The organism is Kitasatospora sp. NPDC059648 (genome assembly GCF_042734825.1).
Taxonomy (GTDB): Bacteria; Actinomycetota; Actinomycetes; order Streptomycetales; family Streptomycetaceae; genus Kitasatospora.
Genome location: NZ_JBHWDU010000043.1, coordinates 25,456 through 51,472, shown reverse-complemented (window position 1 = coordinate 51,472; position 26,017 = coordinate 25,456). Strand labels below are relative to the sequence as shown.

Below are 26,017 nucleotides of genomic sequence, written 5' to 3'. Positions count from 1 at the left end.
CTTGTCGCCGCCCCGGGTGCGGAGCATCCTGAGGCACATCCGTTCTTCCGTCGGGTGGGGGAGGCACGATGAGGCGCGGCTCCGGCGCGTTCTGCTCCACGAGGGCGCTGGTCGCGGCGCTGGTCGCGGCGCTGGCGGCGACCACCGCGTGCGAGCCGGTCATCGACCCCCGTGCGATCCGCCACCCGGTCCTGCTCCCCGAACCCGCCCCGCCGTCCGCCCAGTGGATCGTGGACCTCGTCGCCGGGCTCAACGCGCCACCCCAGTGCCCGCAACCGACGCTGCCGACCATGGCCGTCCTCGACACCGACGGCTGGTCCCGGGCGGTCGCGTTCTGGCCGGTGGACAACTTCGACGTCTGCTACGCCGTCGTCAACCACCGGGGCGAGACGCCCACGACCATCTGGTTCTCCCCCGTCGAGGACCTCGTCGCGCGCACCCCCATGCCCGCCGACACCACGGCGGGCGTCGACTCCTACGCCTTCACGGCCTACCGCGGCCGGGTGGACGGCATCGAGGTCTCCGGCGACCCCGACCACCTCGTCAGCCCCGTCCGGCACCTCACCGTCGACCTCGGCCTCGGCGACCTCGTCACCTTCGCCGCGTACCACTACCGCATCCCGTCGACCGGCAGGCCGCTCTCCCTCACCCTCTGCACCCCGACCGGCCCCTGCCGCGACGCCCACTGACCGCCACGCACCCACCGTGGACGGCCGGGGCCCGGCCGCCGCTTCCAAGGGCACGCCTCCACAGGACGGACCGGGACCTGAAGCGCGAGGAGTGCTGATGTCAGTGACGTGACGCCGACACACCGGGGGTGGCGGCTCAGACGGTGTGGTCGAGCTGGGCCCAGAGGGTGCGTTCGGTGGGGGTGGGCGGGACCTCCGGGCAGAGCCGTTCGGGGTGGCGGGGCGCGGTGGTGCCTGCCTGGTTCGGCGTCAGGCCGTGGACGTCCACCCAGAGTCCGCCGAGGCAGGCCAGCGTCTGCCAGAGGCCGGCGACCAGCGGGACCAGTAGGCGTCGGGCGGTGGTACGCATCCGTGTCCTCCTCCGATCGAACGTGCGCCTCCCCCAGAACGCACGGGGGAGGCGCACGGTGGCGGTGTGGTGCCCTAACGCCCCTGGCCCTGTAGGCGCACGGCGCCGGACGGGCAGTTGCGGACGGCAGCCTCGACCTCGGACCGCCGCTCCTCCGCGGGGTCCGCGTCGAGCACGACGACCAGCCCGGTCCGCTCGTCCTGGTCGAAGACGGCCGGCGCGTTCAGGGCGCAGAGGCCGCCGCCGATGCAGGCGCCCTGGTCGGCTGAGACTCGCATGTTCTCTCCTTCTCGCTCTCCTGCTCGGTCCGCAGGGGTCACCAGGTCACGGGCAGGGCGGAGACGCCCTCCAGGCCGCCGGTGTCGCGCAGCGGAACCTGGTCCGCGGGCACCGCGAGGCGCAGCGTGGGGAAGCGGGTGAGCAGGGCGGTCAGCGCCACCTCGATCTCCGCCTTGGCCAGGTGCTGGCCGATGCACTGGTGCACGCCGAAGCCGAGGGCCAGGTGGCGGCTCTCGGAGCTGCGGGTGATGTCGAAGGTGTCCGGCTCCTCGAAGGCCTCCGGGTCGCGGTTGAGCAGGGCGTTGGGCATCAGGACGCCCTCGCCGGCGGCGATGGTCTGCCCGGCGATCTCGATGTCGGCGACCGCGATCCGCCGGGTGACGGTGTCGGCGATGGACAGGTAGCGCAGCAGCTCGTCGACCGCCGAGGGCATCAGTTCGGGCTTGGCGCGCAGCAGGGCGAGCTGGTCAGGGTGTTCCAGTAGCGTGAAGACACCCAGGGCGATCATCGACGAGGTGGTCACGTGGCCGGAGTTGAGCATGACCAGGGCCAGGACGACGAGTTCCTGGTGGCTCATCTCCCCGTTGGCGACCGGTCCGGCGACCAGGTCGCCGAGCAGGCCGGGCTGCGGTTCGTCGGCGTTCTCCATGGCGGTGATCAGGCGGTCCAGGTAGCCGAACAGCTCGCCGATCATCTGCTGGACGGACTCGACGCTCTCCACCTTCTCCAGGCGGTAGCCGCGGTCCTGGAAGAACTCGTGGTCCTCGAAGGGGATGCCGAGCAGCTCGCAGACGATCTTGGAGGGCAGGTGGATCGCGAACTCGGAGACCAGGTCCAGCGGGCCGCCCTTGGCCTGCATGGCGTCGATGAGCTCGTTGGTGATCTCCTCGATCCTCGGACGGGCCTCGCGGGCGCGCTTGAGGGTGAAGGAGGGCAGCAGCATCCGGCGCTGGATGTCGTGTTCGGGCGAGTCCATCTCGGGCAGCATCCGGAACGGACGCGGGGTGCGCTCGGCGGCGGACAGCGCCGGGAAGTCGGGCCGGGTACGGTCGTTGGAGAGCCGGGGGTCACCGAGCAGCTTGTGGGCGACGGCGTGGCTGCTGACCAGCCAGGCACTGCGACCGTCGAACAGCCGGACCTTCTGCAGCGGGCCCTTGCCCTTGAAGTCGTCGTATCCGGTGGGCGGCTGGTAGGGGCAGCTGCGGGACAGCGGGAAGGACGCGGTGGGCGTCGGCTGGGTCATGGACAGGCTCCTGGACTGGGAAGGCGTCTCACGGGCAGGGTGGGCGGAGAGGCGAACACCGGCCTGTGCGGCCGGAGTCGGGATCCGGGGAGGGGGCGCGTGCCGCGGCTTCGGCGGTCACGCGCCCCCTTGACGGCCGGTCAGTTCGCGGTGGTGACGAACCAGGTGGCGAGCGCGGCGTCCAGGCCCGCGGCGTCCGCACCACCGGCCCAGGCCACGAACCCGTCGGGGCGGACCAGGACGAGCTCGGCATCGAGGGCCTGGTCGGGCTCGGCGGCGACGACGGTCACCCAGTCGGCGATCGGCGCCAGGGCGGAGAGGTCGGCCGCGCCGCCGGACAGGTCCAGCAGCACGCCGCGGCCGGCGCTGAGGGCCTCGGCGGTGCCGGTGACCGTCCCGTCGGCGGCCTTGAGGCTCACGTTCGGCACCGGCCGGCCGAGGATCGCGGGCGCCTCGGCGCCCTCCGGCGCCGGGAAGGGGTAGCGCACGTCGCTGACCATGGTGACCAGGTGCCGGTTGACGTCGTCGTAGGTGATCAGGTCGGTGAGCAGCGCCCGGAGCGGGGCGACCGACTCCAGCGGGTACATCAGGGCGGTCTGGGCGCGCAGCGCCTCGCAGGCCCGCGCGCCGACCGGCTGGCGCTCGGCGGAGTAGCTGTCGAGAAGGCCCTCGGGCGCCGCCCCGCGCACCTCGGCGGCCAGCTTCCAGCCGAGGTTGACGGCGTCGTTGAGGCCGGTGTTGAGGCCGTGCCCGGCGGTGAAGAGGTGGTGGTGCGCGGCGTCGCCGGCGAGCAGCACGCGGCCGAGCCGGTACTGGGTGACGTACTCGCTGCGGCCGGAGTAGCGGCGCAGCCAGCGGGCGTTGGCGATGGGGCGCTTGCTGCCGGTGAGGCGCTCGATGTTGGCGTCGAGCTCCTCGATCGTCACCGGGGTGTCGGCCGGGGGCGCGGGGACGTCGAACTCGATGGTCTGCAGCCGGTAGAGGCCGCGCTGCGGGTCGGGCATGGCGCCGAAGACACCGCCCGGGTAGAGCTGGGCCTCGATCTGGCCCTCGTAGGTCTCCAGGTCGGCGAGGACGCCGTACCAGGACGGGCCGCCGGTGACGGTCTCGAAGCCGGCCAGGCGGCGCACGGTGCTGTCCGAGCCGTCGGCGCCGACCAGGTAGTCGCAGCGGATCGGGCTCTCGCCGTCGGCGGAGCGCAGCCGGACGGTCACGCCCTCCTCGTCGGCGTCGAGGCCGACGACCTCGCGGTCGGTGACGACCTTCGCACCCAGGTCCACCGCGCGCTGCTGGAGCAGCGCCTCGACGCGGCTCATCTCGACCAGGTAGTTCTCCTGGTCGGTGACCTTGGTGAGGTCCAGCCAGAGCAGACCGAAGTGGAGCGTGGGCCACTGGTAGAAGCCCTCGCCGCGCAGCTGCTCGGCGAGCCCGCGCTGTTCGAAGAGCTCGACCGAGCGCTGGTGGAAGGTGGAGATCCGCCAGTCCTCGTTGGCCCGCGTCCTGCGGTCGACGACGACGGCCTGCACGCCGGCCGCGGCGAGCTCGCCGGCGAGCATCAGGCCCACCGGACCGGCGCCGGCGATCAGAACGGTGGTGGTGTCCATCAGTGCTCTCCCTGGAGGCTTCAGCGGCTTGGGGGGGGTGTTGCGCGGCCGACGGCCGGCGGGACCGTCGGCGGGCGGCGGCCGGCGGGGACTGCTGCGGCTCGGCGGCCGGAGCGCTACTGCGGCTCGGCGGCCGGCGCGCGCAGGACGATCTCGGCGTGGAACGTGTCGGGCTTGTCGGTCTGCAGGTAGGAGCGGCTGCCGGCCGTTCCCCGGTAGCGTCCGCTGAGGCCGTAGGCGTCGATGCTCTGGCCCTGACCGGCCATGGTGGCCGTGATGTCGACGATGCCCATGGTCCGGGCGGTGCCGTCGGCGAAGGTGAGGAACTCCCGGTAGAAGCCGAAGATCCGGTGGTCCCCGGGGCGGACGTGGACGATGGTCACCGCGCCGGTCAGTTCGGCGAGGTGTTCGCCGTCGGCGGTGGTGATCTCGTTGGTGAACGTCGCGCCGTCCCCGACCCCGATGCCGGCCCCGCTGATGACGATCTCGCGTTGCACGACGACGTCGGTGAGATCGGCGAGGACGATCTCCTCGGTGGCGGCGGGGTCCTCGACCGCGGCCGAGCGGTCGGTGCCGACCGGGATCAGGGGGGTCAGCGCCGTGACGGGGATGGCGACGGGTGCTCCCATGTCGTGACGTCTCCTCTCGCAGGTGTCGCGGCCTTGTTCCCTGTACCTTCGCGAAGGCGACTGAAGCTGGTCTAAAGCCCTTCTTGGCATGCGGAGTTCGAGGTCAACGACCTCCGGAACAGCTCCGGGACCAGCCCCGGGAACGACGGAACCCTCCCTCTCTCCGCGAGCCGGGGGTGTCCCGCGGAGAGGGGGAGGGCGTTCGGTGGGCCCGGTGGCCGGCCGTCGGGCAGGCCGCCGGGCAGGCCGCCGGGCAGGGGCCCGCTAGTCGGACTTCACCGCACCGTCCGCAGGGTCGACGAGCTCCACCTCGACCTCCGCCGGGCGGGGCTTGCGCTTCGGCAGGAAGAGCAGGGTGAGGACCGCGAAGACTCCGAGGATGGCGGCGCTGGCCACCAGCGACTGGGTCATGCCGTGGGCGTAGGCGGTGTTCGCCGCCTGGGTCAGCCGCCCGCCGGCGTCGGCCGGCAGGCCGCCGGCCACCCCGTGGGCGCCGGCCACACTGGCCGAGGCGGCGTCGCGGGCCGCGCCGGGCAGGTCGCGCACCGCGTCGACGATCTTGTCCCGGTAGCCGCTGTTGAGCATGCTGCCGATGATGGCGGAGCTGAACGAGACCGCGATGTTCTGCATGGTGCGGGACATTCCGTTGCCGGTGCCGGCCTGGGAGAGCGGCAGGGCGGAGAGGACCACGTCCACCGAGAGCGGGATGCTCAGGCCGAGACCGAGGCCGAACACCACCAGCCCGAGTGCGACGCTGCCGTAGCCGCTGTCGGCGTGCAGCTGGGAGAGCAGTACCAGGCCGACCGCGCTGACCACCATGCCGACCAGGATGATCGGCTTGGCGCCGATCTTGCTCGCGGGCTTCTCCCCCGCCGCCGCGCCGGCCAGCATCGCGCCGATCAGCGGCAGCAGCCGCACGCCCGTCGACTCGGCGGACGCGCCCTGCACCAGCTGCATGTAGGGCGTGAGCACGAACAGTCCGCCCATCATGGCGAAGCTGACCATGCCGAAGGTGATCGAGCCCCAGGTGAAGTGCCGGTTGAGGAACAGCTTCAGGTCGATCAGCGGGGAGGGGGCCCGGCGCTGCCAGAGGACGAACAGGATCAGGAAGACGAGGCCGCCGATGAGCCCGAGCAGGACCTTCGAGTCGGACCAGCCTTCGAGCGGCTGCTCGATGATGCCGTACGCCATGCCGGTGACGCCGATCGTGACCATCACGGCGCCGGGCCAGTCCAGCGTGGGCGCGGCCGGGTCGCGGCTCTCGGGGACCCAGAGCGCGACGCCGAGCAGGCTGAGCAGGACCACCGGGCCGTTGATCAGGAAGACCCAGCCCCAGGCGAAGTGACTGAGCATCCAGCCGCCGAGCAGCGGGCCGAGCGGCATGCCGAGCATGGTGCCGATCGTGGTCACCGTGATCGCACGCTTGCGCTCCTCCTCGTCCGGGAAGATGACCGGCACCAGGGCCAGCGCGAGCGTCATGATCATCGCGGCGCCGGCGCCCATCAGCGCGCGGGTGGCGATCAGGGCGGTGGCCGACGTGACCTGACTGGCGATCACCGAGGCGATGCCGAAGACCACCAGGCCGGTCACCAGGACCTTGCGCCGGCCGATCCGGTCGCCGAGTTTGCCGGCCGGCAGCAGCAGGCCGGACCAGGCGAGCGTGTAGGACGCGGAGATCCACTGGAGCTGGCTGTTGGAGGCGCCGAGCTCGTCCGAGAGGGTGGGCAGGGCGGTGGCCAGGACGTAGGTGTCCAGACCGATCACGAGGATGCTCAGGGTGAGCGCGCCGAGCGCCCACCAGCGAAGGGTGCCCCGCACGTCGTTCGCCCCGGACCGGGAGGTCGCAGAGCCGGTGATTGCCATCGGAGTTTCTCCTGTTCGGTGTTTCAGTAGGCGCGCTGGAGTTGTTCGCGGTGGCCGTCGGCCATCGCCTGGAACATTTCGGTGACCCGGGCGTTGAGCTTGGCCAGGGTGGCGGAGTCGGGCGGGGTGTCGTTCTCCAGCGAGCGCCGCAGCACGTACGCCAGGAGGTCGGCGCGTGCTTCCAGCGACAGCCCGTCGTCCTCGCCGAGCTCGTCGGCGTTGGAGAAGCCGCGGGCGACGTTCGCGAGGATGTGCTGCGCGGTGGCCCCGGACAGTTCGGGGCGCAGGATGCCCTCGTCGGCCAGCATCTGCAGGTAGTCGGGGTTCTCGGCGAGGTCCTGCTGGGCGGCGCGGACGCTCTCGTCCTGGGCGAGGTTGCCGAGGACGGCGGCGTCGGCGAGCAGCAGGGCGCGGACGAGGGGGCGGCGGACGCCGTCGAGGAAGATCACCCGCATCAGCCGGTGCGGCAGGGCGAGGGTCGGTTCCTTGCCGAGTTCGTCCACCAGGTGGTCGAAGAGCCGGAGGGCCTCGCGCTGCAGCACGGCCCAGAAGAGGGCTTCGCGGGTCTTCCAGTGCAGGTAGACGGTGCCCTTGCCGATGCCGGCGCGGGAGGCGACGTCGTCGATGGTGACCCGGCGGTACCCGTGCTGTTCCAGCAGTTCGGCGGTGGTGTCGAGGATCCGCTCGGCCCGTTCCTGGCGAGCGCCGGACCCCACTGGCAGGCGTTGGGATCTGTTCACGGCACGAGTGTATGACCAGATTTCAAAGTTGGTCAACAAGAAAGTCGTGGTGCCCCGCCCGCCCCGGATCCCGCCCGCCCACTTCCGGCTCCGGACCGCCCCTGCCGACTCCGGACCACCGACCCACGTGCGGCACCGAGGCTTTAGGCCCCGCCAAGGCCCCCGTTAGCCGCCCCTCCGACATTGATCCGGTTGGCTCCGCGCCCTTGTGCGCGCGGATCGCCGTGATCGCCGTCGCGACCAGTGGGGACTGAATCCATGGCTCCGTCTTCCGAGAAACTCGTTGAAGCCCTCCGTGCGTCGCTGCTGGAGAACGAACGCCTCCGGCGGGACAACCAGCAGCTCACCGAGGCCAGGGCCGAGCCGGTCGCCATCGTCGGCATGGCCTGCCGCTACCCCGGGGCGGTGAGCTCACCGGAGGAACTGTGGGACCTGGTGCACGACGGGGTGGACGCGGTCGCGGGCTTCCCCGCCGACCGCGGCTGGGACGCCGCCGCGCTGTACGACCCGGACCCGGAGCAGACCGGCCGGACCTACGCCCGCGAGGGCGGTTTCCTCTACGACGCCGCCCGGTTCGACCCCGAGTTCTTCGGCATCTCGCCGCGCGAGGCGCTGGCGATGGACCCGCAGCAGCGGCTGCTGCTGGAGACCGCCTGGGAGAGCTTCGAACGCGCCCGCATCCGGCCGTCCACCCTGCGCGGCAGCCGCACCGGCGTCTTCACCGGAATCATGTACGGCGACTACGGCGCCCAGCTGTTCCACCGCACCCCCGACGGCTTCGAGGGCTACATCGGCACCGGCAGCGCCTTCAGCATCGCCTCCGGCCGGGTCGCCTACACCTTCGGGCTGGAGGGCCCGGCGGTGACCGTCGACACCGCCTGCTCCTCCTCCCTGGTGACGCTGCACCTGGCCTGCCAGTCGCTGCGCGAGGGCGAGTGCACCCTGGCACTGGCCGGCGGGGCGAGCGTGATGGCCACCCCGAGCACCTTCATCGAGTTCAGCCGCCAGCGCGGCCTGGCCCCCGACGGGCGGTGCAAGGCGTTCGCCGCCGCCGCCGACGGGGTCGGCTGGGGCGAGGGAGTCGGCATGCTGCTGCTGGAGCGGCTCTCCGACGCCGAGCGCAACGGCCACCCGGTGCTCGCGGTCATCCGCGGCAGCGCCGTCAACCAGGACGGCCGCAGCAGCCAGCTCACCGCGCCCAACGGGCCGGCCCAGCAGCGCGTGATCCGGGCCGCCCTCGCGGCCGCCCGGCTCACCCCGGCGGACGTCGACGCCGTCGAGGCGCACGGCACCGGGACCACGCTCGGCGACCCGATCGAGGCACAGGCCCTGCTGGCCACCTACGGCCAGGCGCACAACAGCGAACAGCCGCTCTGGCTGGGCTCGTTGAAGTCCAACATCGGCCACACCCAGGCCGCCGCCGGCGTCGGCGGCGTCATCAAGATGGTCCAGGCGATGCGTCACGGCGTGCTGCCCCGCACCCTCCACGTGGACGAGCCCACCCCGCACGTCGACTGGGAGTCCGGCGCCGTCGAACTGCTCACCGAGGCCCGGCCGTGGCCCGAGACCGACCGTCCCCGCCGGGCCGCGGTCTCCTCCTTCGCGATCAACGGCACCAACGCCCACGTCATCCTCGAAGCCGCCCCGGAGCGCGCCGTCGAGCCGCGCCCCGGGACCGCCGCGCCGGCCCTGCCGTGGGTGCTCTCCGCCCGGACCGAGCCCGCCCTGCGCGACCAGGCCGCCCGGCTCGCCGCCCAGCTGGACCGCCGACCCGCCGACCCCGCCGACGTCGCCCTCGCGCTCGCCACCACCCGCGACCAGCACGCGCACCGCGCGGTGGTCGTCGGCACGGACACCGCCGGGCTCCGCGCCGGACTGGACGCACTGGCCGACGGCCGGGCCGTCGCGGGCCTGGTCCAGGGCGAGGCCGCCGACCCCGGCCGGACCGTCCTGGTCTTCCCCGGCCAGGGCTCCCAGTGGGAGCGGATGGCCGTCGACCTGCTGGATTCCTCCGAGGTCTTCCGCGAGGCCATGGAGGCCTGCGCCAAGGCGCTGGCCGAGCACACCGACTGGTCGCTCACGGAGGTCCTGCGCGGCGCCCCGGACGCCCCCGGGCTGGAGCGGGTGGACGTCGTCCAGCCGGTGCTGTTCGCCGTCATGGTCTCGCTGGCCCGGCTCTGGGAGTCGCTGGGCGTACGGGCCGACGCCGTGCTCGGGCACTCGCAGGGCGAGATCGCCGCCGCACACATCGCGGGCGCGCTCACCCTGGAGGACGCGGCCCGCGTCGTGGCCCTGCGCAGCCGGGCGATCACCGCGCTGGCGGGCAGGGGCGGCATGGCCTCCATCGCGCTGCCGGCCCGGGAGGTGACCGAGCTGATCGGCGGGCGCGCCGACCGCATCTCCGTCGCCGCCGTCAACGGGCCCCGCCACACCGTCGTCTCGGGCGACCCGGCGGCGCTCGACGAGTTGGTGGCCGAGTGCACCGCGCGCGGCGACCGGGCCCGGCTGATCCCGGTCGACTACTCGTCGCACTCCCCCCAGGTCGAGGGGATCCGCGCCGAACTGCTCGCCGAGCTCCGCGGCATCGAGCCGCGCTCCGCGGCGACCGTGTTCTGCTCCACGGTCACCGCCGGGCCGCTGGACACCAGTGCCCTGGTCGCCGACTACTGGTACACCAACCTGCGCGAGACCGTCCGCTTCGAGGCGGCCGTGCGCCACCTCGCCGGGACCGGCCACACCACCTTCATCGAGGTGAGCCCGCACGCCGTGCTGCTCCCCGGCATCCAGGAGACACTGGAGGACGCCCTCGGCACCGACACGACCGGCGCCCTGGTGACCGGCACGCTCCGGCGCGACGAGGACGGCTGGACTCAGCTGCTCACCTCGCTCGCCCGGCTGCACACCCACGGCCACCCGGTCGACTGGTCGGCCCGGGTGGCCGGCGCCCCGGCCGAGCCCGCCGATCTGCCGACCTACGCCTTCCAGCACAGCCACCTGTGGCTGCTCCCCGCCGCCGGCGGCGATCCGCGCGCCGACGGCCTGCGGGCCACCGGCCACCCGCTGCTCGGCGGCGCGGTGCACCTGGCGTCCGGCGGGGGCCGGGTCTGGACCGGCCGCGTCGGTCTCGGCGAGCAGCCCTGGCTGGCCGAGCACCGGGTGCTCGGCTCCGTCGTCCTGCCCGGCGCGGCGATCGCCGACCTCGCGCTGCGGATCGCCGCCGAGGCCGGCTGCGCGGAGGTCGCGGAACTGGTACTGAGCGCCCCGGTCGTCCTCCCCGAGGAGGGCGGGCTCTGGCTCCAGGCGATCGTCGACGGCCCGGACGACACCGGGGCGCGCGCGCTGAGCCTGTACTCCCGCCCGGCCGCCGCCGACGACGGCAAGGACGAGGAGGCGGACGAGCCCTCCTGGACCCTGCACGCCACCGGACGGCTGACCGCCGCGTCCGACCCCGACCGGCCCGCCGCGCCCGCCGCCTGGCCGCCGGCCGGCGCCGCCGAGCTGGACGCGGCCGGCCTCTACGAGCAACTGGCGGCGGTCGGCCTGGAGTACGGCCCGCTGTTCCAGGGTGTCCAGGCCGCCTGGCGGGCGGGTGGCGCCGTCCACGCCGAGGTGACGCTCCCTGACGACGCCGACGTCACCGGCTACGGCGTCCACCCGGCCCTGCTGGACGCCTGCCTGCACCCGATCGCCCTGCTCGGCGCGCCCGGCGAGCCCCGTCTTCCCTTCTCCTGGCAGGGGTTGACGCTGCACCGGGCGGGCGCGCACCGGCTGCGGGTCAGCGTCGAGTCGACCGGGGAGCAGACCGCCCGGATCACGGTCACGGACGAGGAGGGCGCCCCGGTGCTCGACCTCGCCGAGCTGACGCTGCGCCGGATCGCCGCCGACCAGCTCGCCGGCGCCCGCCGGGACGGCGGCGTCGACGCGCTGTTCACCGTCGAGTGGCCCGCGGTCGCGGCGCCGGCCGACCCGCCGGTCCGGACCTGGCTGGTGCTGGGCGGGCCGCCGGCCGACCCGGTGGCCGGCGCCCTGGCCGACGCGGGCCTGACGGCCCGGTCGGCGACCCTCGACGAGGCGACCGAGGCCGACGTCCTGGCGGTGCCCGTCCCCCCTTCGGCCGGCGGCGAGGTCCGCGGCGCCGCCGAACCGGTCCTCGCCCTGGTCCGCGACTTCCTGGACCGCGACCTGCCGGCCGACACCCGGTTCGCCGTGCTCACCCGCGGCGCGGTCACCACCGAACCGGACGGCGACGTCACGGACCTCGGCGGCGCGGCGGTCTGGGGGCTGATCCGCTCCGCCCAGACCGAGAACCCCGGCCGGTTCCTGCTGATCGACACCGACGGCAGGCCCGAATCGCTCCGTGCCCTGCCCGCCGCCCTCGCCAGCGGAGAAGCACAACTTGCCATCCGCAAAGGCGAGTTGGCGGCTCCACGGCTCGCCCGACCGGACACCGTGCTGACCCCGCGCACCGACACCGGCGCCTGGTACCTGGGCACCACCGGCACCGGCACCCTGGCCGACCTGGCCCTGCTGGCCGACCCGGAGGCGGACCGCCCGCTCGGGCCGGGCGAGGTCAGGGTCGAGGTGCACTGCGCGGGCCTGAACTTCCGCGACATCATGCTCTCGCTGGGCCTGGTGACCACCGACGTGCGCCGGCTCGGCGGCGAGATCGCCGGGGTCGTGCTGGCCGTCGGCCCGGACGTCACCGGGCTGACGCCGGGCGACCGGGTGATGGGCCTCACCGCCGGCACCGGACCGACCGTGGTCACCGACCGGCGGCTGCTCACCCTCGTACCGCGGGGCTGGTCCTTCGCCGAGGCCGCGACCGTACCGGTCGCCTTCGCCACCGCCTACTACGGCCTGCGCGACCTCGCCCGGATCACCGCGGGTGAGAGCCTGCTGGTGCACGCCGCCGCCGGCGGGGTCGGCATGGCGGCCCTCCAGCTCGCCCGCCACTGGGGCGTCGAGGTGTACGGCACGGCCAGCTCCGGCAAGTGGCCGGTCCTGCGCGAGCAGGGGCTGGACGAGGCGCACCTCGCCTCCTCCCGCGACCTCGACTTCGAGGAGCACTTCCGGACCGCCACCGGCGGGAAGGGCGTCGACGTCGTCCTGAACTCGCTGGCCCGCGAGTTCGTGGACGCCTCGCTGCGGCTGCTGGCCGACGGCGGCCGGTTCGTCGAGATGGGCAAGACCGACATCCGCGACCCGCAGGAGGTCGCCGCGGCCCACCCCGGCGTCCGGTACCGGGCCTTCGACGTCCTCGACACCGCCGGCGCCGACCGGGTCCAGGAGATCCTCGAAGAGCTGACCGCCCTGTGCGAGCGCGGTGTGCTGAGCCCGCTGCCGATCACCTCCTGGGACGTCCACCGGGCGCCCGAGGCGTTCCGCCACCTCAGCCAGGCCCGGCACGTCGGCAAGGTCGTGCTCGACCTGCGCCCCGGCCTCGACCCGGACGGCACCGCGCTGATCACCGGCGGCACCGGGCTGCTCGGCGGTCTGGTCGCCCGCCATCTGGTCACCGCCCACGGTGTACGCCACCTGCTGCTGGTCAGCCGCAGCGGTCCGGCCGCCGACGGCGCCGGCGAACTGGCCGAAGAGCTCAGCCGGCTGGGCGCCGAGGTCACCGTCACCGCTTGCGACACCGCGGACCGCGCGGCGCTCGAAGCGGTGCTGGCCGACATCCCCGCCGCGCACCCGCTGACCGCCGTGGTCCACGCCGCGGGCGTGCTGGACGACGGCATCGTCCAGTCGCTCACTCCGGAGCGGCTGGACAGGGTCCTGCGGCCCAAGACCGACGCGGCCTGGAACCTGCACGAGCTGACCCGCGACACCGGGCTGCGCGCCTTCGTCCTCTTCTCCTCGATCGCGGGCACAGTGGGCGGGGCCGGCCAGGCCGGCTACGCCGCCGCCAACGCCTACCTCGACGCGCTCGCCCGGCATCGCCGGGCCCGGGGGCTGGCGGCGGTCTCGGTGCCATGGGGCTACTGGGACCAGGCCAGCGGCATGACCGGCCACCTCGACGCCCAGGACATCCAGCGGATGACCCGCAGCGGTCTCGTCCCGCTGGGCTCCGCCCAGGGCCTCACCCTCCTCGACACCGCACTCGGTGCCGACCTGCCGGTCCTGGTGGCCGCCCCGCTGGACACCGCGGCCATGCGCGGCGTCGCGGGCGGCGGCCTGCCGCCGGTGCTGGCCGACCTCGTGCCGGCGCCGCTGCGCCGCCGTACCCCGAGCGGGCGCGGCGGGGGCGCGGCAGGCGGCGCCGCGGACCTCGTCCGCCGCCTGGCCGCCGTGGCCGAGGGCGAACGGGAGCAACTGGTCCTGGACCTGGTGCTGAACCAGGTGGCGGCGGTGCTCGGGCACGGCTCCCACGAACGGATCGCGGCCCACCGGGCACTCAAGGAGCTGGGTTTCGACTCGCTCTCCGCCCTGGAGCTGCGCAACCGGCTCAATGCGGCCACCGGCCTCAAGCTCGCCCCGACCCTGGTCTTCGACCACCCCACCCCGAGTGCGCTCGCCCGGCAGCTGCTGGCCCGGCTCACCCCGGATCCCGACGCCGCCGTCCGCTCCGCGCTGGCGGAGATCGAACGGCTGAACCAGCAGATCGCCGAGGCGGCCGTGGGCCCCGCGCTGCGCGAGGACATCGCCCGGCGGATCCGGGACCTGCAGTGGAGGTGGGACGACGACCGGCTTCCGGTCCAGGGGGCCGACGACCTCGACGCGGCCTCCGACCGCGAGCTGTTCGAGGCACTCGACATCGAACTCGGCACGGCCTGACCGGTGCCGGAGCATCCCATCGAGCAGAAAGGTCAACTCCGCACCGTGGACGACGCCGTGAACGAGACCGGGCCGCAGGCCGACGAGGCCGGAAGCCAGGAGAAGCTGCGCGACTACCTCAAGCGCGCGACCACCAGCCTGCGCCAGACCCGCCAGCGCCTGCACGACCTGGAGTCGCGCGAGCACGAGCCGATCGCCGTCGTCGGCATGGCCTGCCGCTACCCCGGCGGCGTCCGGTCGCCCGAGGACCTCTGGCGACTGGTCAGCTCCGGCACCGACGCGGTCGGCGACTTCCCCGAGGACCGGGGCTGGCACCAGGACTCCCTCTACGACCCCGACCCCGAGGCGCACGGCAAGAGCTACGTGACCAAGGGCGCCTTCCTGTACGACGCTCCCGACTTCGACGCCGGCTTCCACGGGATGAGCGGCCGGGAGGCCAGCGCGACCGACCCCCAGCAGCGCGTGCTGCTGGAGGTCGCCTGGGAGGCGCTGGAGCGGGCCGCGATCCGGCCGGAGTCGCTGCACGGCAGTGAGACCGGGGTGTTCACCGGGGTGATCGGGCAGGAGTACGGCGCCCACGCCGACGCCCCCGAGCTGGAGGGCTTCTTCCTCACCGGCAACACCACCAGCGTCGCCTCCGGCCGGATCGCCTACACCCTGGGCCTGGAGGGCCCCGCGGTGACCCTCGACACCGCCTGCTCGTCCTCCCTGGTGGCGATTCACCTGGCCGTCCAGTCACTGCGGCGCGGCGAGTGCGCGCTGGCGCTGGCCGGCGGGGCGACCGTGATGGCCAGCCCCCGGGTGTTCGTGGAGTTCAGCCGCCAGCGCGGGCTCGCCCCGGACGGCCGCTGCAAGTCCTTCGCCGCCGCGGCGGACGGGACGGGCTGGGGCGAGGGCGCCGGCCTGGTGGTGCTGGAGCGGCTCTCCGACGCGGTGCGCGGCGGCCGGCGGATCCTGGCCGTGATCCCGGGCTCCGCCGTCAACCAGGACGGCGCCAGCAACGGCCTCACCGCCCCGAACGGCCTCGCCCAGCAGCGGGTGATCCGCCAGGCCCTGCGCGCCGCCCGGCTCGCGCCGGTGGACGTCGACGCGGTCGAGGCGCACGGCACCGGCACCTCGCTCGGCGACCCGATCGAGGCCCAGGCGCTGATCGCCGCGTACGGGCAGAACCGGCCGGCGGACCGGCCGCTGCGGCTGGGCTCGATCAAGTCCAACATCGGGCACACCCAGGCCGCCGCAGGCATCGCCGGGCTGATCAAGATGGTGATGGCGCTGCGGCACGAGCAGCTGCCGGCCACCCTGCACGTCGACGAGCCGTCCCCGCACGTCGACTGGACGGCGGGCGCGGTCACCCTGCTGAGCCGGCCCGAACCGTGGCCGGCCGGCGACCGGCCGCGCAGCGCCGGCGTGTCCTCGTTCGGGATCAGCGGGACCAACGCGCACCTGATCGTCCAGGAGCCGCCGGCCGCGACCGCCGTCGACCCGTCCGGCCCGTCCGGCCCATCGGACCAGGCCACCGGCTCCCCCGTCCCGGCCGGCTCCGTCCCGGCCGCCGACGGGCTGCCGCTGCTGGTGTCCGCGCGCAGCGAGCCCGCGCTGCGCGCCCAGGCCGCGCAGCTGCACGCCTTCCTCACGGCCGTCCCGGAGCCGGACCCGGTCGCGGTCGCCCACGCGCTGGCGCTCACCCGCAGCCACCACCCGGTCCGGGCCGCGGTCACCGCGCCGGACCGGGACGGACTGCTGGAGGCGCTGGACGCGCTCGCCCGCGGCGAGTCCGCGGCCGGGCTGCTCGCCCCGGGCGGGCGGAGCGGCCGGCTGGCCTTCCTGTTCACCGGCCAGGGCGCTCAACACCCCGGCATGGGACGGGAGTTGTATGATCGGTTCCCGGCCTTCCGGGCGGCCTTCGACGAGATCCGCGGCCACCTGGACCAGCCGCTGAAGGACATCGTGTTCGCCGCCGAGGGGACGGCGCGGGCCGCCCTGCTCGACCGCACCGAGCACACCCAGACCGCCCTGTTCGCCGTCGAGGTCGCCCTCTACCGCCTGCTGGAGTCCTGGGGGCTGGTGCCCGACCACGTGATCGGGCACTCGATCGGCGAGCTCGCCGCGGCCCACGTCGCCGACGTGCTGTCGGTCGAGGACGCCTGCACCCTGGTGCAGGCCCGCGGCCGGCTGATGCAGGCGGCCCGGCCGGGCGGCGCGATGACCGCCGTCCAGGCCGCCGAGGACGAGGTCGCCCCGCTGGTCGCCGAGCATCCGGCCGAGGTGGCGATCGCCGCCGTCAACGGCCCGCGTGCCGTCGTCGTCTCGGGCGACGAGGCCGCAGTGGAGCGGATCGCCGCGCACTTCGCCTCGCTCGGGCGCAAGACCCGCCGGCTGACGGTCAGCCACGCCTTCCACTCGCCCCACATGGACGAGGTGCTGGCGGACTTCCGCCGGGTCGCCGAGGGCCTGGAGTACCGGCCGCCGCGCATCCCGGTGATCTCCAACCTCACCGGCCGCCCGGCCGAAGAGGAGCTGCGCTCGGCCGGATACTGGACCGAGCACGTCCGACAGGCGGTCCGCTTCCGGGACGGCGTACGGCAGTTGCGCGAACTCGGCGTGACCGCCTTCCTGGAGATCGGACCGGACGCCACGCTGACCGCGATGGCCGAGCAGTGCCTGGCCGAGGACGGCGACGGGGCCGACGGCGACGCCGTGTTCATCGCCCCGCTGCGGCGCGGGCGCCCGGAGCCGCGGAGCGTCCTCGCGGCGGCCGCCGAGGCGCACCTGCTGGGTCGTGACCTCGACTGGTCGGCGGTGCTGGCCGGCGCCCCCACGCCCGAAGTCGACCTGCCCACCTATCCGTTCCAGCGCCGCCGCTTCTGGCTGGACAGCGCCGGGGCCGGCGACGCCGGGGCCCTCGGGCAGAGCCCGGTCGGGCACCCGCTGCTCGACGCCGCCGTCCAACTCCCCGACGGCGGACAACTGTTCACCGCCCGGCTGACCCTCGCCGGGCAGCCGTGGCTGGCCGACCACCGGGTGGTCGGCACGGTCCTGCTGCCCGGGACGGGCTTCCTGGAGCTGGCCCTGGAGGCCGCCGCGCGCTGCGGCCTGGCCGGCGTCGAGGAACTCACCCTGCACAGCCCGCTGCCGCTGACCGGCCACGACGCGGTCCAGCTGCGCCTCCAGGTGGCCCCCGAGGGCGAGGGCGGAACACGGGCGCTGACCGTCCACTCACGCCCCGAGGCGACCGCGCCCGACGGCGAGTGGACCCACCACGCCACCGGCTCACTCACCGCCGAGGACGGCGTCCCGCAGTCGCCGGCACCCGCCGAATGGCCCCCGGCCGACGCCACCGCCGTCCAGGTCGAAGGCCTCTACGAGGACCTCGACGCGCTCGGCCTCGGCTACGGCCCGGTGTTCCGGGGCCTGCACGCGGTCTGGCGCTCCGGCGCCGACCTCCTCGCCGAGGTCGCGCTCCCCGAGGGCGCGGCCGGCGCGCCGTACCGGCTGCACCCGGCCCTGCTGGACGCCGCCCTGCACGCGCTGCTGTTCAGCGGCCCGGACGGCCGGGTCGAACTCGACCGGGTCCGGCTGCCGTTCTCCTGGAGCGGCATCGCCCTGCGGACCACCGGCGCCGACGTGCTCCGCGTGCGGCTCAGGCCCCGGGCGGACGCGGGGAGCGGCACCTTCGCGCTGGACCTGTTCGACCGGGACGGCGAACCGGTCGGCGCCGTCGCGGCGCTCACCCTGCGGGCCCTCGACCCCGCGGCGCTCGCCGCCGCCCCCGCCCGCCGGGACCCCCTGTACCGGCTCGGCTGGACCCAGCTCCCGGCCTCCGAAGCGGTCTCTGCGGCGGCCTCCGAGACCGAGCCCGCGCCGGCCGCCGTGGTCACCGGGGCGGCCGCACTGGCCGAGCTCGCCGAGACCGTCCGCTCCGGTGCCGACGCCCCGGAGCTGATCGTCCTCGACACCACCGGCTCGGCCGACCCCACCGAGTCCGTCCCGGCCCGCACCCACCGGGCCACCGCCGAACTGCTCGCCGTCCTGCAGGAGTTCCTCGGCGACGCCGCGCTGGCGGGCAGCCGCCTCGCGGTGGCCACCCGCTGGGCGGTCGCCGTGCTGCCCGAGGACCCGGCCGTCGAGCCGACCGGCGCCGCACTCTGGGGCCTGGCGCGGGTGGCGCAGTCCGAGAACCCCGGCCGCGTCCTGCTGGCCGACCACGACGGCCGCGAGCCGATCGAAACCGCGCTCCCGGCCGCGCTCGCGGGCGGCGAGAACCAGCTGGCCCTGCGAGCCGGCGCCCGGTACGCCCCCCGGCTGGCCGCCGAGCCGGACGCCCCGGTCCGGCTGCCGGACGACCCGGGCACGCCATGGCGGCTTGAGGTCGCCGAGGGCGGCACGCTGGACGGGCTGACGGCGGTCACCGACGTCGCGCCGGACGAGCCGCTCGGCCCCGGCCAGGTCCGGGTCTCCGTCCGGGCGGCCGGGATGAACTTCCGCGACGTGCTGGTCGCGCTCGGCATGTACCCGGGCCGGGCGTCCATCGGCGGCGAGGCCGCCGGCGTCGTCACCGCGACCGGGCCCGGGGTCACCGGGCTGCGGGTCGGCGACCGGGTGATGGGCCTCTTCGACGGCGCGATCGCCTCCCGCGCGGTGACCGACCAGCGGCTGCTGGCACGCGTCCCGGCAGACTGGTCCTTCGCCCAGGCCGCCACCACCCCGGTGGTGTTCCTGACCGCCTACTACGGGCTGCGCGACCTCGCCGGCCTGCGCCCGGGCGAACGGCTGCTGGTGCACTCCGCGGCCGGTGGCGTCGGCCTGGCCGCTCTCCAGCTGGCCAGGCACTGGCAGGCCGAGGTGTTCGGCACCGCGAGCCCGGGCAAGTGGCACGCGCTGCGCGAACTCGGCCTGGACGACGGCCACCTGGCCTCCTCCCGGACCCTCGACTTCGAGGCGCACTTCGCCGCCGTGACCGGCGGCGCCGGCGTCGACGTCGTCCTGGACTCGCTGGCCCGCGAGTTCGTCGACGCCTCGCTGCGGCTGCTGCCGCGCGGCGGCCGGTTCCTGGAGATGGGCAAGACCGACATCCGCGACGCCGACCAGGTCGCCGACGCGCACCCGGGGGTCGCCTACCGCGCCTTCGACATGACCGAGGCCGGGCCGGACCGGATCCAGGAGATGCTCGGCGACCTGCTGGAGCTCTTCGAACGCGGGGTGCTCACCCCGCTGCCGGTCACCGCCTTCGACGTCCGGCACGCCCCCGAGGCCTTCCGGCACCTCCAGCAGGCCCGCCACATCGGCAAGGTGGCGCTGACCGTCCCGCAGCCGCTCGACCGGGACGGGACCGTCCTGGTCACCGGCGGCACCGGAACCCTCGGCGCGCTCGCCGCCCGGCACCTGGTGACCGTCCACGGCGCGCGTCACCTGGTGCTCGCCGGGCGCAGCGGCCCGGCCGCTCCCGGAGCGGCCGAACTGGCCGCCGAACTCACCGCGCTGGGCGCGACGGTGACCCTCGCCGCCTGCGACGCGGCCGACCCGGCGGCGCTGGACGAACTGCTCGCCGCGGTGCCCGCGGAGCACCCGGTGACCGCCGTCGTGCACTGCGCGGGCACCCTGGACGACGCCACCCTGCCCGCGCTGACCGCCGAGCGGCTGTCGACCGTGCTGCGCCCCAAGGTGGACGCCGCCTGGAACCTGCACCACCGGACGGCCGGCCTGGACCTGGCCGCGTTCGTGCTCTACTCCTCGGTGGCCGGTGTGCTCGGGAACCCGGGCCAGGCCAACTACGCCGCGGGCAACACCTTCCTGGACGCCCTCGCCGAACACCGGCGCGCCCTCGGGCTGCCCGCCGTCTCGCTCGCCTGGGGCCTGTGGGACCCGTCCGCCGGGATGGCCGGCACCCTCGACGGCCAGGAGCGCAAGCGGATCGAACGCTCCGGCCTGCTCGCGCTGGACGCGGGCACCGGGATGGAGCTGTTCGACCGTGCGCTCGGCGCCGGCCGCCCGACGGTGGTCCCGGCCCGGCTCGACCTGCCGGTCCTGCGTCGGATGGCCGCCGACTCGGCGCCGCTGCCCGCCGTGCTGGGCCCGGTGCTCGGCCCGGCCAGGCCGCGCTCCTCCGCACCGGCGCCCGGTGCCTCCCAGCTGGCGCGCAAGGTCGCGGGCCTCGGCGACGCGGACGCCACCGGCGTGCTGCTGGACCTGCTGCGCCGTCACATCGCGGCGGTCCTCGGCAACGACCCGTCCGAACCGGTCGACCCGGCGCAGCCGTTCAAGGACCTCGGCTTCGACTCGCTGACCGCCGTCGAACTGCGCAACGTGCTCGGCCGGGCCAGCGGCCTGCGGCTGCCGGCGACCCTGCTGTTCGACTACCCCACCCCGGCCGAGCTGGCCGCCGAGCTGCTCTCCCGGCTGCGCGGCGCCCCGCAGGCCGCCCCCGCCACCGCGCCGACCGGGCCGGCCGCCGTGCCGGACGAGCCGATCGCCATCGTCGGGATGGGCTGCCGCTTCCCCGGTGGGGCCGACTCGCCCGAGGGGCTCTGGCGGGTGGCCGCCGAGGGGATCGACACGATCGCCGACTACCCGGGCGGCCGGGGCTGGAACCTGGACGAGCTGTACGACCCGGAGCCGGGCAAGGCCGGGCGCGCCTACGTGCGCCAGGGCGGCTTCCTGCTCGACGCGGCCGGCTTCGACGCCGACTTCTTCGGGATCAGCCCGCGCGAGGCGGAGGCCATGGACCCGCAGCAGCGGCTGCTGCTGGAGGTGTCCTGGGAGACCCTGGAGCACGCCGGGATCCGGCCCAGCACCCTGCGGGGCAGCCAGGTCGGCGTGTTCGCCGGCGTGGCCGCCCAGGAGTACGGGGCCGGGTCCGCCACCACCCAGGAGGCGGTGGCCGGTTACGTGCTGACCGGTTCGACCACCAGCGTCGCCTCGGGCCGGATCGCGTACACCCTCGGGCTGGAGGGCCCGGCCGTCACCGTGGACACCGCGTGCTCCTCCTCGCTGGTCTCGGCGCACCTGGCGGTGCAGTCGCTGCGCAGCGGCGAGTGCACCATGGCGCTCGCCGGCGGCACGACCATCATGGCCACCCCGGGGATCTTCCTGGAGTTCAGCCGGCAGCGCGGGATGGCGCCCGACGGCCGGTGCAAGCCCTTCGCGAACGCCGCGGACGGCACCGGCTGGGGTGAGGGCGTCGGCATGGTGCTGCTGGAGCGGCTCTCCGCGGCCCGCGCCAACGGGCACGAGGTCCTGGCGGTGATCCGCGGTTCGGCGGTCAACCAGGACGGTGCCAGCAACGGCCTCACCGCGCCCAACGGACCCTCCCAGCAGCGGGTCATCCGGGCCGCGCTGGCCTCCGCCGGGCTGACCCCGGCGGAGGTGGACGCGGTCGAGGCGCACGGCACCGGCACCGTGCTGGGCGACCCGATCGAGGCCCAGGCCCTGCTCGCCACCTACGGACAGGACCGCCCGGCCGACCGGCCGTTGCTGCTCGGCTCGATCAAGTCCAACATCGGACACACCCAGGCCGCCGCCGGCATCGCCGGGATCATCAAGATGGTGCAGGCGCTGCGCCACGGCGAACTGCCGCGCACCCTGCACATCGACGAACCCAGCCCGCACGTCAGCTGGTCGGCCGGCGCCGTGCGACTGCTGAGCGAGAACACGCCGTGGCCGGAGACCGGCCGCCCCCGCCGGGCCGGCGTCTCCTCCTTCGGCATCAGCGGCACCAACGCCCACCTGATCCTGGAGGCCGCGCCCGGACCGGCCGCGGCTCCCGAACCCGGGACCGCGGACCACGCGCCCGCGGTGCTGCCGCTGGTACTGTCCGCCCGGGACGGCCTGGCTCTGCGCGAGCAGGCCGCCGCGCTCGCCGAGCTGCTGGCCGCCGAGCCCGCACCCGCCCCGGCCGACCTGGGCTTCTCGCTGGTCACCACGCGCGACCAGCACCCGCATCGGGCCGTGGTGATCGGCGCCGACCCGGCCGAACTGCGCGACGGCCTGTCCGCGCTGGCGCGCGGGGAGCAGGCCCCCGGGCTGGTCGAGGGCGTGGCCGGCACGCCCGGCAAGGTGGCCTTCGTCTTCCCCGGGCAGGGTGCCCAGTGGGAGGGCATGGCCCGCGAGCTGCTGGAGACCTCGCCGGTCTTCCGGGAGAGCATCCGGGCCTGCGCCGACGCGCTGGGCCGGCACACCGGCTGGTCGCTGCTGGACGTCCTGCTCGGACGGCCCGACGCGCCGCCGCCGGACCGCGTCGACGTGGTGCAGCCGGCGCTGTTCGCGGTGATGGTCTCGCTGGCGCGGCTCTGGCAGGCCGCCGGCGTGCGCCCGGACGCCGTGGTCGGCCACTCCCAGGGGGAGATCGCGGCCGCGCACATCGCCGGCGCGCTCGACCTGGACGACGCCGCCCGGGTGGTCGCGCTGCGCAGCCGGGCCCTGACCGAGCTGGCCGGCACCGGGGCGATGGCCAGCATCCCGCTGCCGGCCGACGAGGTGACCGCGCGGCTGGCGGCCTTCGGCGGCGACCTGACGGTGGCCGTGTGCAACGGCCCGGCGGCCACCGTCGTGGCCGGTGCGCCACAGGACGTCGAGCGCTTCGTCCAGCGCTGCCGGGACGAGGGCCTGCGGGCCCGCACCATCCCGGTCGACTACGCCTCGCACACCCCGCACGTCGAGGTGATCCGGGAGCGGCTGCTCGCCGAGCTCGACGGGCTGTCGCCGCGGGCCGCGGACATCCCGCTCTACTCCACCCTCACCGGTGAGCCGCTGGACACCACCCGGATGACGGCCGACTACTGGTACGAGAACCTGCGCCGGCCCGTCCGCTTCGACCGGGCCGTGTCCGCGTTGGCCGCCGCGCAGTTCCGCTCCTTCGTCGAGACGAGCCCGCACCCGGTGCTCACCGTCGCGACGGAGGCGATCCTCGATGGCACCGGCGCCGTCATCCCCACCCTGCGGCGGGACGACGGCGGGCTGCGGCGCTTCCTCACCTCGCTCGCCGGCGCCCACACGGCCGGGGTCGCGGTGGCCTGGGAGCGGTCGTTCGCGGCGGCCCGGCCGCGCCGGATCGAACTGCCCGCCTACCCGTTCCAGCACCGGTCGTACTGGCTGCGCCCGCAGACCCGGAGCAGTGCCGCGGGCGTCGGGCTGGCCGCCACCGGGCACCCGCTGCTCGGCTCGGGCACCACGCTCCCCGGCGGCGCCCGGCTGCTCACCGCGCGGGTGTCGCTCGCCGACCACCCCTGGCTCGCGGACCACGCGGTGCACGAGACGGTGCTGCTGCCCGGTACGGCCTTCGTCGACCTCGCGCTGCACGCGGCCGCCCAGAGCGACTGCGACACCGTCGAGGAACTGACCCTGCACGCCCCCGTGGTGCTGCCGGAGCGCGGCGCCGTCCTGCTCCAGGCCATGGTCGGCGAGCCCGACCCGGACGGCCACCGCTCGTTCACGCTGCACTCGCGCCCGGCGGAGGAGGAGCCGGACGGCGAGTGGGTGCGCCACGCCACCGGCGTCCTGACCCGCGCCGGGACGTCCGTGCCGGCGGAGTCGGCCGGGCCGGCCGGGCCGGCCGGGGCCTGGCCGCCGGCCAGCGCCACCGCGCTGGACCTGTCGGCCTTCTACCCCGCGCTGGCCGACACCGGCCTCGGCTACGGCCCCGCCTTCCAGGGCGTACAGGCCGTCTGGCGGGACGAGGCCGGGGTCTACGCGGAGGTCGCGGTGGAGGAGGGGCTCCCGGTGAGCGGCTTCGTCCTGCACCCGGCGCTGCTGGACGCGGCGCTCCATCCCGCCACCGTCTGGTCCGAGGGGCCGGGCGAGGTGCGGCTGCCGTTCGCCTGGAGCGGCGTGCGCTCCCGGGCCGCCGAACCCCGGCGGCTGCGGGTGCGGCTGACCGCGACCGGACCGGAGACCGTGGCACTGCGGCTCGCCGACGAGCACGGCACCCCGGTCGCCGAGGTCGACGAGCTGGCGCTGCGCCCGGTCTCCGCCGAGGTGCTGGGCAGCCTGCGCGCGGGCGCCGGGCAGCCGCTGATGCGGCTGGAGTGGGCCGCGCCGTCGGTCGCGACCGCCCGCCCGGTGTCCGGGCCCTGGCTGGTGGCCGGCTCCCCGGCGCTGACCGAGGCCCTGCTCGCCGCCGGGGTCGAGGCCGCGGACTGCGCCCCGGCGCCCGCCGCCGACGGCGGCCCGGCCGAGCGGGCGCGAGCCCTGCTGCTCTGGGCGCTCACGGTGGTCCAGGAGTTCCTGGCCGACCCGGAGGCGTCCGAGCGGCGCCTGGTGCTGGCCACCCGCGGAGCCGTGGCGGCCGCCGCCGGCGAGCGGCCCGACCCGGCCGCCGCCACGCTCTGGGGCCTGCTGCGCTCGGCCCAGTCGGAGAACCCCGACCGGCTGGCCCTGCTCGACCTGGACGACGACCCGCGCTCGCTGCGCGCCGCCCCGGCCGCCCTGGCCACCAGCGAGCCCCAACTCGCCCTGCGCGCGGGAACGGTGACCGTCCCCCGGCTGGCCACCGAGCCAGCCACCACCGGCGGGCGGCTGGTCCTCCCGGCCGACGGCACGGTGCTCGTCACCGGCGGCACCGGCGTGCTGGGCGGCGTCCTGGCCCGGCACCTGGTCAGCGCGTACGGGGTGCGGCACCTGCTGCTCACCAGCCGGCGGGGCCGTACGGCCCCGGGGGCCGAGGAACTGGTCGCCGAACTCACCGCGCTGGGCGCCGAGGTGACCGTCGAGTCCTGCGACACCGCCGACCGCGCGGCGCTCGCCGCCCTGATCGGGGGCGTCGCGCCCGACCGGCCGCTGTCCGCCGTCTTCCACGCGGCCGGGGTGCTGCGGGACGCGACCGTCCCCTCGCTCACCCCGGAGCACCTGACGGCCGTACTGCGGCCGAAGGCCGACGCGGCCTGGCACCTGCACGAGCTGACGGCCGACCTGCCGCTGACCGCGTTCGTGCTCTACTCCTCGGTCGCCGGGGTGCTGGGCGCCCCCGGACAGGCCAACTACGCCGCGGCCAACGCCTTCCTGGACGCCCTGGCCGAACACCGGCGCGCCCTCGGGCTGCCCGCCACCTCGGTGGCCTGGGGCCTGTGGGCGGAGGCCAGCGGGCTGACCACCGGCGTCGAGTCGGCGCGGGTGGAGCGCGGCGGTCTGAGCGCGATGACCACCCCCGCAGCGCTGGAACTGCTCGACGCCGCGCTGGCGAGCCCGCTGCCCGCGCCCGCCGCCGCCCGGCTCAACCTGCCGGCGCTGCGCCGCCGGGCGACCGACGGCACGCTGCCGCCGGTGCTGCGCGGCCTGGTACGGGTGCCCGCCCGGCGGGCCGGCGCCGTGGACAGCGCCGCCCTGCGGGCCCGGCTGGCCGGGCTGGAGGCCGCGGAGCAGCAGAAGCTGCTGCTGGACACGGTGCGCACCACCATGGCCGCCGTACTCGGCCACGCCAAGCCGGACGCGATCGCCCCGGACCGGTCCTTCCTGGAGCTGGGCTTCGACTCGCTGACCGGCGTGGAGTTCCGCAACCGGCTGGCCGCGGCGACCGGTCTGCGGCTGCCCGCCGCGCTGGTCTTCGACCGCCCGAACGCCGCCGCGGTCGCCGAGTACCTGCTGCGGAACCTGGTGGACGCGGCCGACCCGGCCGAGCAGGTGCTGACGGAGCTGGAGCGGCTGGAGGCCGCCCTGCTGGCGCTGCCGGACCGGGACCGCGAGCGGGGCAGGGTCACCGCCCGGCTCCAGCGGCTGCTGGACCACTGGCACGGGACCGCGGACGACCCCGCCCAGGCGGTCGCCGAACGCATCGGCGACGCCAGCGTGGACGAGGTCTTCGACTTCATCGACCGGGAACTCGGCAGGGCCACGACGTGACGGAGGAGCGAACAGCGA

Annotated in this window: 9 protein-coding genes and 1 pseudogene; 3 read left to right on the top strand and 7 right to left on the bottom strand. The window is 75.3% G+C overall.

Annotated elements, in window-relative coordinates; all coding sequences use genetic code 11:
• The first annotated feature begins 68 nt into the window (after positions 1-68).
• Positions 69-689 carry a hypothetical protein gene (locus tag ACFV1W_RS23905; protein ID WP_380419260.1) on the top strand — a complete coding sequence of 207 codons (621 nt, stop codon included), beginning with the start codon at positions 69-71 and terminating at the stop codon, positions 687-689.
• 136 nt (positions 690-825) lie between these two features.
• Here the strand turns inward: ACFV1W_RS23905 and ACFV1W_RS23900 are convergent, their stop codons facing one another.
• The 7 genes from ACFV1W_RS23900 to ACFV1W_RS23870 all read right to left on the bottom strand — a co-directional run bounded on the left by ACFV1W_RS23900 (position 826) and on the right by ACFV1W_RS23870 (position 7,396).
• Complete coding sequence (locus ACFV1W_RS23900) at positions 826-1,038, bottom strand: DUF6059 family protein (protein WP_380419259.1); 213 nt, start codon at positions 1,036-1,038, stop codon at positions 826-828.
• A 74-nt stretch (positions 1,039-1,112) separates the two neighbouring features.
• Positions 1,113-1,316, bottom strand: a complete 204-nt coding sequence (locus tag ACFV1W_RS23895; protein ID WP_380419258.1) for a ferredoxin — start codon at positions 1,314-1,316, stop codon at positions 1,113-1,115.
• A gap of 38 nt (positions 1,317-1,354) precedes the next feature.
• The gene (locus ACFV1W_RS23890) at positions 1,355-2,560 is read right to left on the bottom strand and encodes a cytochrome P450 (protein WP_380419257.1); all 1,206 of its coding nucleotides are present in this window, start codon (positions 2,558-2,560) and stop codon (positions 1,355-1,357) included.
• 140 nt (positions 2,561-2,700) lie between these two features.
• On the bottom strand, positions 2,701-4,164 hold the full coding sequence (locus tag ACFV1W_RS23885; protein WP_380419256.1) for an FAD-dependent monooxygenase: 1,464 nt from the start codon (positions 4,162-4,164) through the stop codon (positions 2,701-2,703).
• Between the two features lie 116 nt (positions 4,165-4,280).
• Positions 4,281-4,793 (bottom strand): hypothetical protein, encoded by a 513-nt coding sequence (locus tag ACFV1W_RS23880; protein ID WP_380419255.1) that lies wholly within the window; start codon positions 4,791-4,793, stop codon positions 4,281-4,283.
• Positions 4,794-5,057: 264 nt separating this feature from the next.
• Positions 5,058-6,656 carry an MFS transporter gene (locus tag ACFV1W_RS23875; protein WP_380419254.1) on the bottom strand — a complete coding sequence of 533 codons (1,599 nt, stop codon included), beginning with the start codon at positions 6,654-6,656 and terminating at the stop codon, positions 5,058-5,060.
• 23 nt (positions 6,657-6,679) lie between these two features.
• On the bottom strand, positions 6,680-7,396 hold the full coding sequence (locus ACFV1W_RS23870) for a TetR/AcrR family transcriptional regulator (protein WP_380419253.1): 717 nt from the start codon (positions 7,394-7,396) through the stop codon (positions 6,680-6,682).
• Positions 7,397-7,660: 264 nt separating this feature from the next.
• Here ACFV1W_RS23870 and ACFV1W_RS23865 point away from each other — a divergent pair.
• Together ACFV1W_RS23865 and ACFV1W_RS23860 are read left to right on the top strand one after the other, a co-directional pair.
• Positions 7,661-14,170 (top strand): annotated as a pseudogene (locus tag ACFV1W_RS23865) (SDR family NAD(P)-dependent oxidoreductase); the annotation flags it as partial.
• Between the two features lie 45 nt (positions 14,171-14,215).
• The gene (locus tag ACFV1W_RS23860; protein ID WP_380419252.1) at positions 14,216-25,999 is read left to right on the top strand and encodes an SDR family NAD(P)-dependent oxidoreductase; all 11,784 of its coding nucleotides are present in this window, start codon (positions 14,216-14,218) and stop codon (positions 25,997-25,999) included.
• Positions 26,000-26,017 lie beyond the last annotated feature (18 nt).

Bases quoted from the DNA above. Each gene is read 5' to 3' on its own strand.
- ACFV1W_RS23905 (WP_380419260.1), top strand. From the start codon at position 69: ATGAGGCGCGGCTCCGGCGCGTTCTGCTCCACGAGGGCGCTGGTCGCG.
- ACFV1W_RS23900 (WP_380419259.1), bottom strand. From the start codon at position 1,038: ATGCGTACCACCGCCCGACGCCTACTGGTCCCGCTGGTCGCCGGCCTC.
- ACFV1W_RS23895 (WP_380419258.1), bottom strand. From the start codon at position 1,316: ATGCGAGTCTCAGCCGACCAGGGCGCCTGCATCGGCGGCGGCCTCTGC.
- ACFV1W_RS23890 (WP_380419257.1), bottom strand. From the start codon at position 2,560: ATGACCCAGCCGACGCCCACCGCGTCCTTCCCGCTGTCCCGCAGCTGC.
- ACFV1W_RS23885 (WP_380419256.1), bottom strand. From the start codon at position 4,164: ATGGACACCACCACCGTTCTGATCGCCGGCGCCGGTCCGGTGGGCCTG.
- ACFV1W_RS23880 (WP_380419255.1), bottom strand. From the start codon at position 4,793: ATGGGAGCACCCGTCGCCATCCCCGTCACGGCGCTGACCCCCCTGATC.
- ACFV1W_RS23875 (WP_380419254.1), bottom strand. From the start codon at position 6,656: ATGGCAATCACCGGCTCTGCGACCTCCCGGTCCGGGGCGAACGACGTG.